At 65.7% G+C, this 10,550-nt stretch carries 9 protein-coding genes; 1 reads left to right on the forward strand and 8 read right to left on the reverse strand.

All coding sequences use genetic code 11. The features are described from left to right. Positions 1-70: 70 nt before the first annotated feature. On the forward strand, positions 71-1,306 hold the full coding sequence (locus SR3_RS11055; RefSeq protein WP_068085292.1) for an NAD(P)/FAD-dependent oxidoreductase: 1,236 nt from the start codon (positions 71-73) through the stop codon (positions 1,304-1,306). A 579-nt stretch (positions 1,307-1,885) separates the two neighbouring features. On the opposite strand, the gene SR3_RS11060 is transcribed toward SR3_RS11055, so the two are convergent. From SR3_RS11060 to SR3_RS11095, 8 genes are all read right to left on the reverse strand, one after another. Then, the gene (locus SR3_RS11060) at positions 1,886-4,324 is read right to left on the reverse strand and encodes a penicillin acylase family protein (protein ID WP_157098786.1); all 2,439 of its coding nucleotides are present in this window, start codon (positions 4,322-4,324) and stop codon (positions 1,886-1,888) included. A gap of 140 nt (positions 4,325-4,464) precedes the next feature. Further along, positions 4,465-5,685 carry an NAD(P)/FAD-dependent oxidoreductase gene (locus SR3_RS11065; protein ID WP_068085300.1) on the reverse strand — a complete coding sequence of 407 codons (1,221 nt, stop codon included), beginning with the start codon at positions 5,683-5,685 and terminating at the stop codon, positions 4,465-4,467. A 2-nt stretch (positions 5,686-5,687) separates the two neighbouring features. Further along, a complete protein-coding gene (locus tag SR3_RS11070; RefSeq protein WP_068085303.1) occupies positions 5,688-5,996 on the reverse strand; it encodes a 2Fe-2S iron-sulfur cluster-binding protein in 309 nt (102 codons plus the stop codon). A gap of 11 nt (positions 5,997-6,007) precedes the next feature. After that, a complete protein-coding gene (locus SR3_RS11075) occupies positions 6,008-6,799 on the reverse strand; it encodes a 2-keto-4-pentenoate hydratase (RefSeq protein WP_068085306.1) in 792 nt (263 codons plus the stop codon). Beyond that, positions 6,796-7,296, reverse strand: a complete 501-nt coding sequence (locus SR3_RS11080) for a flavin reductase (protein ID WP_068085308.1) — start codon at positions 7,294-7,296, stop codon at positions 6,796-6,798. The genes SR3_RS11075 and SR3_RS11080 overlap by 4 nt, the downstream gene beginning before the upstream one ends. Before the next feature lie 2 nt (positions 7,297-7,298). Beyond that, on the reverse strand, positions 7,299-8,453 hold the full coding sequence (locus SR3_RS11085; RefSeq protein WP_068085311.1) for an alpha-hydroxy acid oxidase: 1,155 nt from the start codon (positions 8,451-8,453) through the stop codon (positions 7,299-7,301). After that, positions 8,450-9,187 (reverse strand): class II aldolase/adducin family protein, encoded by a 738-nt coding sequence (locus SR3_RS11090; RefSeq protein WP_068085314.1) that lies wholly within the window; start codon positions 9,185-9,187, stop codon positions 8,450-8,452. Before SR3_RS11090 ends, SR3_RS11085 begins: the two co-directional genes overlap by 4 nt. Next, positions 9,184-10,550, reverse strand: a 1,367-nt coding sequence (locus SR3_RS11095) for an MFS transporter (protein ID WP_218018806.1), incomplete at its 5' end; no start/stop codon positions are given. The genes SR3_RS11095 and SR3_RS11090, both read right to left, overlap by 4 nt.

Below are 10,550 nucleotides of genomic sequence, written 5' to 3' on the forward strand. Positions count from 1 at the left end.
GCGCCCGTTTGCCGGTTGGGCAGACGGTTGCGATCCGCATCGAGAGACCTGAAGAGGACACCAGCCTACCATGCCAAACCATGCCGATGTCTTGATCGTGGGTGCGGGCCATGCCGGGGCCCAATGCGCAATTGCCTTAAGACAAAGCGGATTTTCCGGTTCGATCATGCTGATCGGGCGCGAACCGGATCTGCCTTATGACCGCCCCTCGCTCTCCAAGGACTATTTCGCACGGGACAAAAGCTTCGAGCGGTTGCTGATCCGCCCGGCGCAATTCTGGGCGGACAAACAGATCGCGCTGCGTCTGGGCGAAGCGGTGGAGGCTGTTCATCCCGATTTGAAACAGGTGGTGTTGGCTGATGAGAGCACTGTAACCTATGGCACGCTGATCTGGGCCACGGGTGGAGACCCGCGTCCGCTGGCTGTCCCCGGCGCAAATCTGTCGGGAATTCATACCATTCGCTCACGCGCGGATTGCGACGGGCTGATGGCGGCCATCGACTCGGGCGCGCGGCGAATCGCCATCGTGGGCGGCGGCTATATCGGGTTGGAAGCCGCCGCCGTGCTGGCCAGGCGCGAATGCCAGGTCACCGTGCTGGAAGCTGCGCCGCGCCTGCTGGCCCGCGTCGCCGGGGCCGAGATCGCCGCTTTCTACGCCGCAGAACATACTGCCCATGGCGTGGAGATCCGCCTCAACGCCAGCATCACCGCGCTGACCGGACAGGACAGCGTAGACGGCGTGGCGCTGGCTGACGGGGAGGTGATCCCCGCCGATGCGGTGATCGTGGGAATCGGCATCGCCCCCAGCATTGCCCCGCTGGTTGCGGCAGGGGCCGCGCACGGCAGTGGCGTGTCCATCGATGCGTTCTGCCGCACCTCGCTTCCCGACGTCTACGCCATCGGCGATTGCACCGCCTTTGCCTGTGATCACGCCGATGGCACGGTGATGCGCGTCGAATCGGTGCAGAACGCGAACGATCAGGCCACATGCGTGGCCAGGGCGCTGTGCGGAGAGGCCCGGCCCTATCGCGCTTTCCCGTGGTTCTGGTCGAACCAGTATGATCTGAAGCTCCAGACGGCAGGCATCTCGCTGGGCCATGACGCCACCGTGCTGCGCGGCGATCCGGCGACGCGCAGCTTTTCGGTCCTTTACCTCAAGGCGGGGCGGGCTGTCGCCATCGACTGCGTCAATATGGTCAAGGATTATGTGCAGGGCCGCAAGCTGATCGAGGCCCGGGCCCGCATCGATCCCGCCAGCCTTGCCGACACATCACGCCAACTAAAGGAAATGGTCTCCACGATATAGTCGCCGAATGGTGAAGACCGTCAGTTTGGCGACCGCCCGAAAAACTTGATGAACCAGTGTTAGCAGCAGCGGCGTTGGGAGATAACACCACGGCGGGACGGTATGGCATCGCGTCGAGAGCAAACTTACAGTCCATTCGGATGCAATCGCGAGATGGGCGAGCGTCGCCAAGGGCTGGCTCAGGTTCGAGGAATGATGGGCAGGTATTGCCCCGCCCATGGCCCAAAGGCGACATTCCGTTTCCCACAACACAGCCACCTAACTGAGAGAAAGAGCGGGTCGTTGAAAGCTGTCGCATTGTAATGGAGACCGCAGCCGATCAAGAACCACAGGGACTGTATCGATACCGTCGTTGGGCCAGGTTGAGGGATTTTGAATCAATTTCAAAGAGACGAAACGCGCCGTATCCAAAGAGCTGAGTGGCGAACATGACCCTCGATGAGCAGGTCCAGCAGCTCATCAAGGCCGCCCCCGCCATTCCGCACCTGAATGTGCCGGAATACAGTGGGTGGACGGCATCACAACTGAATTGAGATTATCCGCGGCCCCCATAAAGATCGCCACCTCCCCTCGAGGGCATCAGCCCCCTCGCCCATCGTCCAGATGCTCCTGCCGTTCAACATGGGCGGCGATTTCGCCTGCGGTCAGCCAATCTGGCTTGCAGGCAAATCCCGTAAATAGCGGTAGCTGATCCGCATAATGGCGGTCGGGCTTCCCATCCTGCGCGATAAAACCGCTTTGCCCGGGCGCCGCCGCTGAACACATCGATGCCCCCTGCCGATCGAGCGTGACGCGCAGGCTGACACTGCCCCGATTGCGATAGGGAGCGACCACCTTGTCCTCATCCTCGCCCGCCCATGGCACGCCCACCACACTGCGCGCGGCAAACTGCATCGGCACAGCCCGCGTGCGCCACCGATCCATGTCAGGGCCTTGCGCCCTTGAGAGGTCGCTCACCGCATCGCGCAAAGCGTCACGCACCAGAGCCTGCGCATCGCGGCCATGCAGGAAATCATAGGCGAAGGGCGCGCCATCCTGTCCCCGGCGCAGCGCATACCACAGCAGCTTGGCCCCGCTGCCCGGCTTGGCGCTGAGCGGGCTGAGCGCGGGGAGATAACCGGTGGCGGCATATTTGGCGTAGACATCGGCGGGCAGGTCGGCTTTCAGCAGCCGCTCCAGCGCATGGGCGAGCCAGGCACGGAACAGGGGAACGCCGGGGGCATCATAGAAGCCCGAGACGGCGCTTTCAGTCAGCCGTCCATCCCAGCCAGCGATCCGCGCGGCAGCCTGACGCAAGGGATCTCCTTCCCCAAGACCGGCCACCGCCTGCGTGATATAGGGCACGAAATAGCGATGGTTGAGATCGGCCAATGCCCCATAGCGATCGACATCCCAGATCTCCTTGTCGCTCAGCAACGGCTTGTGGTTCAGGGCTGCTGCCAGCTCGTTGACCCGGTCGATATGTGAGTAATCAGCCCCGTCGCCCTTCAGCCCGGGCATGGTCTTGTTGTTCCAGCTCACCAGATAGCCCTGCGACGGATTGAGCTGCTTGGGATTGGCTGAAAAGGGCAAGGTTCCGCGCCATTCCATGCCGCCATCACCCCTGGCAGGGAACTGAACCGGCTGATTGGCGGGCCGGTCAGGCAAACGGCCAAGGCCAGCATAGCCGATGTTGCCACGCCCATCGGCATAGAACCAGGTGATGGAGGCCGAGACACGCGCGGCCTGTTTGAGAAAACCGTCCCAGTCGCGCGCCTGCCCCACATGAGCCCAGCCCATCAGCGTCTCGATCTCATGCCCCACCCAGCTTCGTTTGAGCGCATAGGCGGTATGGTTCGCCTCGTCCCAGCCGGTGACAGGTCCATGCACCGTGGCCCAGGCGGTGAAGGGCACATCCACCTGCCCCTTGACCCGGATCACCTCATGCCGCGCGATCATCGGGCGCCAGACGCCCTTATAGCGGTAGCGATGCATGTCTTCGGGCGCGAGTGTCTCCTGATAGAGATCGTTGGTGTCCAGCGCGCCCACGGTCGATCCCCAGGCGATGGTGCCATTGGTGCCAAAGAACACCGCAGGCAAGCCGACCGGCGTGGTCCCCGTCAGATCGAAGCCCGCGCCATGCAGGCCGATGCCATAGATGATCGAAGGGTTGAACCATCCCTGCTGCGGCCCGTTATACAGCACGGTGTGATGCTGATCCGAACGCTTGGGAGCGATCACCCAGGCATTGCTCGCCGTGGGCATGCCGGCGGCGGCAACCGGGCCCAGACGTGCCTCCTGCCCGGCCTGATAGGCCAGCGCTGCCCCGCGTGACACGCCGCGCAGACCGGCTGCGCCAGGATCGGCCTTCGCCTCGGTGGGCGATGCGGCGCTCTCAGGCGCGGCAATGGTCGGGGCGGTGGGGTCTTCCAGCCAGCGCAGCTGATGATAAATCTTCTCGCCTTCCTCCGCCCCCTTGGCCGCCTGCAATTCACTGAGCAGATTGAGATTGGCCAGCTCCATATTGCCGGAGAAGAAGCGGTTGAGGATCAATCCAACCCATACCGCCGCAACATCGTCGGCACTCCAGCTGGAAGGCTGGAAACCGGCCGTGACGAACTGGCGGGGCAGAAGCTTATCAGGCTGGGCCATGACCGCATGGATGCGGGCATTGAAACCGGCGGCATAGCCTTCGAACATCGCGCGATCATTGGCCGGAAGCGCGGTGAGCTGGCGGTGAAGCGAGGCGGGGTCGAACATGCCTCGCGTCGCCTTGTCCGTCGCCAGATAGGCCCCTCCCAACACCTGCGCCACCGTGCCTTCCGCCGAACGCTTCACCATTTCCATCTGATAGAGCCGGTCTTCGGCCACGGCATAGCCATAGCCATAGAACAGGCCATAGGTCGTATCGGCATAGACATGCGGCACGCCATAGGTGTCGCGCTTGATCGTCACCGGACGGGCCTGCAGGCCACCGGCGGTCAAAGCGAGTGTGAGGGCAGCCAGCGAGGCGAGGCGTTTGAAAGGCAGGAAGATCATGACAGCCTCAATCGGCAAAGAGTTGGCAGGAAAGGAGATTGCAGCGCGAAATCATGGCCGCCCTCCACGGTAATGCGGCTGCCCCGCATCGCGCCGGGCAGCCGCAACAGGAATGACGCCCTTATTGTCCCCTGCCGGCTTCATGCGATCAGCGCCTTGAGCGGCGTGTCGGCATCGGCCAGCCTTGCCGGATCGACAGAAGCACCGGCCTCGACAAGCTTGCGCCCCTGCACATAGTCCTTGGTCCGGTTGACGCAGTCGAGCGCGATCACCCGGCCCTGCTTGAGATAGATCACCGAGAAACTGCGCGCGGCCCTGTCCCCGCGCAGCACGGTGGCGTCATACCCAAGCGATATGCCGGCAGTCTGCAGCTTGAGATCATACTGATTGGACCAGAACCAGGGAAAGGCGCGATAGGGCTGCGCGTCACCACAGATCGCCTTGGCCACGCAAACCGCCTGATCATTGGCGTTCTGCACCGATTCCACGCGCATCGCCTGCCCGCCCGCATAGGCGCAGGCAAAGCTGGCGCAGTCGCCGATGGCATAGATGTCAGGCAGCGAACTGCGGCAATGCGCATCGACCTCCACCCCCTGCGTTCCAGCGGCACCGGCAGCGATCAGCGGCGTGATCGCGGGCACGATGCCGATCCCCACGATCACCGCATCGGCGGCCACCAGCGAGCCATCGCCCAAGCTGACACCGGAGACCCGCCCCTCACCTTCCAGTGCGGTGACAGTCACGCTGGTGCGCAGATCGACCCCATGAGTGCGATGTTCGGCCTCATAAAAGGCGGAAAGCTCGGGGCCAGCCACGCGGGCCAACACGCGGGGTGCGGCTTCCAGCAGCGTGACATGACAGCCCATTTTGGTCAGCACGGCGGCTGCTTCCAGCCCGATGTAGCCGCCGCCGATCACCGCGATCTTGTTCACGCCGCCATCGATCTCGCCCATCAGCAGGTCACAATCTTCACGGGTGCGCACGGCATGCACACCCGCCAGATTGGCGCCCGGACAGGACAGGCCGCGCGGATCCCCGCCGGTCGCCCAGACCAGCCTGTCATAGGCCATCTGCGCGCCATCCCCCAGCGTCAGCAGCTTTGCCTGCGGATCGACAGCGACCACCTCGCAGCCCAGATGCAGCGCAATGTCCTTGTCCTGCCAGAACTGCGCCGGGCGGATGTAGAGCCGCTCGAAGCTCTTTTCCCGCGCGAAATACTCCTTGGAGAGCGGCGGCCGCTCATAGGGCAGTTCGCTTTCGCGACCGATCAGCACGATGCTGCCTTCAAAGCCCTGCTGACGCAGCGCGATGGCGCATTGTGCCCCGGCATGGCCACCGCCCACGATCACCACATCGGCCATGCTCAATCCTCGGGCGCGATGGTGACGCGCAGGCCGGCCAGCGCCTCGGTCAGGCGGATCTGGCACGACAGTCGGCTGGCCGCGCTGCGATGGTCGCTGCTGTCGAGCAGATCGTCCTCATCGCCGCTCATTGCATCGAGGTCAAAGCTTTCGACAAAGACATGACAGGTGGCGCAGGAACAGCTGCCACCACACAGCGCCTCCAGATCGCCGACATCGGCCTGACGGATCGCTTCCATCAGCGAAAGTCCCGAGGGAGCCTGTGCCTGCGTCTCGCGCCCCTGGCGGTCGACAATCGTGAAACTGATCATGTCTTTCCTTTTCAATCCATTGCGCCATGCGGAGCCTGCGCCACCGCATGGCAGCGCACCACGCCCAGCGCGCCGAAATCCGCCTCGGCCCTTTGCCCCGCGGCGATGGGATGCATGCCAGTCAGCGCGCCGGTGCAGACGATCTGTCCTTCACGCAAAGGCTGGCCCAGCGCCGCGCCCTGCGTGGCGGCAAAGGCCAGCGCCGCCCAGATGCCGCCCGGCAGGCGCGACGTGTCGCCCTGGCCCACCACCGCGCCGTCGATCCGCGCGATGCAGCCCAGCGCGGAAAGGTCCAGAGCGCGCCAGTCGGCAATCGCCGGGCCCAGCAGCGCGCCATTGTTGTTGCCGAAGCAGGCGATCGAGGCCAGCGGCCCCAAAGCGTTGATATCGGCCATGGGGCTGCCCGCCACCTCGATGCCGACATGCAGACCGGCCACGAGATCGCGCGCCTGTTCGGGCGAGATCGCACCATCGGGTGCATCCTGCCCCAGCACCGCGACGATTTCGCATTCCAGCAAAGCCGTGCCGCCCGCGATCACCGGGAAGATGGCCTCCTCGTCCGCCTGCCGGATGGCATCGGCATCGATGGGGCCGGAGAAACGGTTGACGCCAAAACGCTCGGCCCATTCGCCCAGCACGCGGCCCACCTTCACCCCGCCTGATGGACGCCCCCAGGCCGAGGCGACAGCCTGCTGCTGGGCATAGGCGTCCTCCAGCGTCTCGGGAAAGTCACCGGGCCATGCCGCCAACCCGGCAGCTGTGCGGCGGGCACGTGCGAAGGCTTCCGCCGTCGCGGCGCTCATGCCGCCTGCTCCCGCTGGGTCAGATGGTGATAGTCGCGCCCGTAATAGGCCAGCGCGCCCTGCCCCCGCCCCGGCACCACCTGCTCGACATGGCCGATGAAGATGGTGTGCGTGCCTGCCTCGATCACCTGCTCCACCCGGCAGGGCAGCGCCACCTGCGCTTCGGCCAGAGCGGGCATGTCGCCCTCCAGCAGCACGATATCCCCGGCCTGTGCAAGGCGCTCGTCGATGGTCAGCCCCCGCGCGGAAAAGGCGCCCGAAACGCCATCCTGCCCGGCGGCCAGCACATTGACGCAAAAGCGCCCGTTCTCCACCAGAACATCATGCATCCGCGCGCTGCGGTTGATGCAGATCAGCAGCGAGGCCGGATCGTCGCTGACCGAACAGACCGCCGTGGCCGTCATGCCGTGGCAGCCCGAGGGGCCATGGGTGGTGATGACATTCACCGCCGCGGGCAGCGCCGCCATGGCCTGCCGAAATTCCTGTTGCGAAACCATATCTATGCTCCTTGCGGCGGCCACAATGGGCCACCCGCGATCAAGCCCTGCGCCAGAGCGTATTCCTCGGCCAGAATGGACAGGGCGCGCCCCACCCCCGCCTCACCCGCCGCCGCCAGCCCATAAAGCGTGGCACGGCCCGTCATCACCGCATCCGCGCCGCGCGCGCGGGCGATGGCAAGATCCACCCCGCGCCGCACTCCGCCATCGACCAAAACCGTGGGGCTATCGCCCAGCCGGTCGCGCACCGCCGCCACCAGATCGAGCGCGGGCAGCGCGCCATCAAGCTGCCGCCCGCCATGGTTCGACAGCACGATGCCGTCGGCGCCTTTGGCCAGGGCGCGCGCGGCATCCTCGGGATGACCGATGCCCTTGACGATCAGCGGCCCGCTCCAGTGCTGGCGCGCCCAGCCCAGGATCGACCAATCGAGCGCGGGGTCGATGGCCTCGCGCACCCAGCGCGCCGAGGGCAGCAATCCGCTCTGCCCCTGCGGCAGGAAGGGATAGAGATTGGCGAAACCGGGCATGCCTTTCGCCCAGACCTGCGCCATCCAGCGCGGATGACGCGCGGCGTCCAGCATCGCGGGCCAGCGCAGCGCATGCTCGCCGCGATAGAGCCGGGTGTTCCAGGCGCGCTTGCCGTAAAGCTGCGCGTCGACGGTGATGACCAGCGCCCCCGCCCCAGCCTGACGCGCGCGCTCCACCAGAGCGGCGCTCGCCCCGCGATCGCGAAAGGCATAGAGCTGGAACCAGTGGCTGGCGCCAGTTGCGGCCACCTGCTCGATGGTGGCGTTGGAGACGGTGCTTTGCGTGAAAGGCACGCCGGCGCGCGCCGCCGCGCGCGCCAGCGCCAGATCGCCCTCGTGCCAGTGCAGTGCATTGAAGCCGGTCGGCGCGATCACCAGCGGCAGGGGCAGGTCTTGCCCGAGCAACCGAATGCCCGATGGCGGCGGTGGCCCGGTCAGCACGCGCGGGGCGAAACGCGCCTGCGCGAAGCTGGCCAGATTGGCCGCCAGCGTGTTCTCATCCTCGGCGCCGCCTTCGAGAAATTCCGCGACGAAGCCCGGCAGGCGGCGCAGCGCCATCGCGCGCAGATCGGCGATGGCAAGCGCGCGCGCGGGGTCTCGCCCGGCATAGAGGCAGCGCAGATGCGTCACATCCAGGCGACCGGCTTGACCGCGCGCATGGCGCGCACCTGGCTGTCGAAGACCATTTGCGCGGCGCGCCCGCTCTCGGTCAGCTTCTGGGCCGAGGCGCGCGATCTCTCGGCGATCTCCGCGCCGATCTGGCGGTCGGGGCCGGGGATCTGGCCGGCGGCGCATTGCACCTCGGCGGCGCGCTGGACGATCCACAGCAGGAAGAAGGTGGAGGGAATGTCGCGTTCGCACACGGCGATGCCGTGGTTGCGCAGCACCAGCACATGCCTGTCGCCCAGGCTGGCGAGCATGCGCGGACGCTCGTCGGCGAAGAGGGTGATGCCCTCGAAATCGTGATAGCCGATGCGGCCGATCAGCTGCGCGCCATAGAAATTATTATGGTCGAAGCCCGCCTCCTTCATCGCCACGGCGGAGATGGGGATCGAATGGGTATGCGCCACGCAATGCACATCGTGGCGATGGCTGTGGATCGCGCCATGCAGCGCGAAACCGGCGGGATTGGCGCTGTAATCGGACTCGCTCACCTTCTCGCCATCCACATTGACGACCAGCAGATTGTCCGGCGTGATCTCGGTGTAATTGAGGCCGAAGGGGTTGACGAGATAGGCATCCCGCCCCGGCAGACGCACCGAGATGTGGTTGAAGATCAGCTCGCTCCAGCCGAAGTGATCGATCAGATGGTAGAAATTGGCGAGGTCGATGCGCAGTTTGCGCTCGATATCGTGGTCGCTCATGCGCTCTCTCCCTGATGGTGCGCGGAAGGAATATGCAGGCGCAGCATCAGCAGGAACAGCCCCACCGCCGCCATCAGCACCGCGAGAAACCCGAAGAAACCGGCGTAACCCTGCCCGACCAGCACTGCGCCGACGGCGGAACTCGCCAGTCCTCCCAGGCGCCCCACACCCAACGCGACGCCCACGCCTGTCGCGCGCAGATGGTCGGGATAGGCATGCGAGGCCAACGCGAAGAGCATGGTCTGCACGCCCACCAGGCAGAAGCCGGTAACCGCCATGGCCGCCTCGACGACATGCGCCTCCTGCGTTGCGCCGACCACCGCGATGGAAGCTGCCGCTGCCGCCATGCCCGCCAGCGCGAAGCCGGTGATCGTCGCCTTCGAACCCAGACGCCCGATCAGCAGCGCGCCCAGCGCTGTGCCCAGAATGCCGCCGAAGTTGAAGGCCGCGAGCGCGAGACTGCCGGTGGCGATGCTCTGCCCGCCACGCGTCAGCAGCGTGGGCAGCCAGTTGAAGCAGGTGTAGGCCGCCAGCAACCCGGCCAGAAACAGGCCCCAGATCAGCAGCGTTGTGGTGCCCAGCCCATCGGCGAACAGGGCGGAGAACTGGCCTTTGCTTTCAATGGTTCCAGCCTCGACAGCGGCGGGCACCACGCGCGCGCCCAGCCTTTCGGCCAGCTTTCCCAGCTCGGCGACCCGGCCCTTAGCGCGCAGGTAATGCGCCGATTCCGGCAGGCCAAACAACAGGATCACGGCAAAAGCCAAAGGCGCCGCGCCCCCCACCACAAACAGCGAGGGCCAGCCAAACAGCGGCACCAGCTGCGCGGCAACCACGCCCGCCAGCATCCCGCCCAGCGGCATGCAGACCATGCTGGCCGTCACCGTCAGCCCGCGATGGCGGCGTGGTGTGTATTCGGCCAGAATGGCGATGGCCACCGGCATCGCCCCGCCCATCCCCAGCGAAGCCACCAACCGCACGGCCAAGAACAGCGGCAGGCTTGTGGCAAAAGTGGCGCCCAAAGTGCCAAGCCCGAAGATCACCAGCGCACCGATCAGGCAGGGCCGCCGCCCGATCCTGTCACCCAGCCAGCCCGAGACGGTGGTGGCAAGGCTCATCGCCAGCAACCCGCCCGCGATGACCGGCACAAATGCCGCCTTGTCCACGCCCCAGGCCTTCATCAGCGAGGGCATCGCCACGCCCAGCAGCTGGATATCGAAACCATCGAGCACCACCGCCAGCACAGCGATCAGCGCGCAGCGGATCTGGAACGCCGTAAAGGGGCCTTCCTCCAGCGCCTCGCGCAGGGTCGGGCGCAGCTTCACCGTATCATGCATGTCGTTTCCCCACCTCGCGCGCGCCGTTT

The organism is Novosphingobium rosa NBRC 15208 (assembly GCF_001598555.1).
Classification (GTDB): Bacteria; Pseudomonadota; Alphaproteobacteria; order Sphingomonadales; family Sphingomonadaceae; genus Novosphingobium; species Novosphingobium rosa.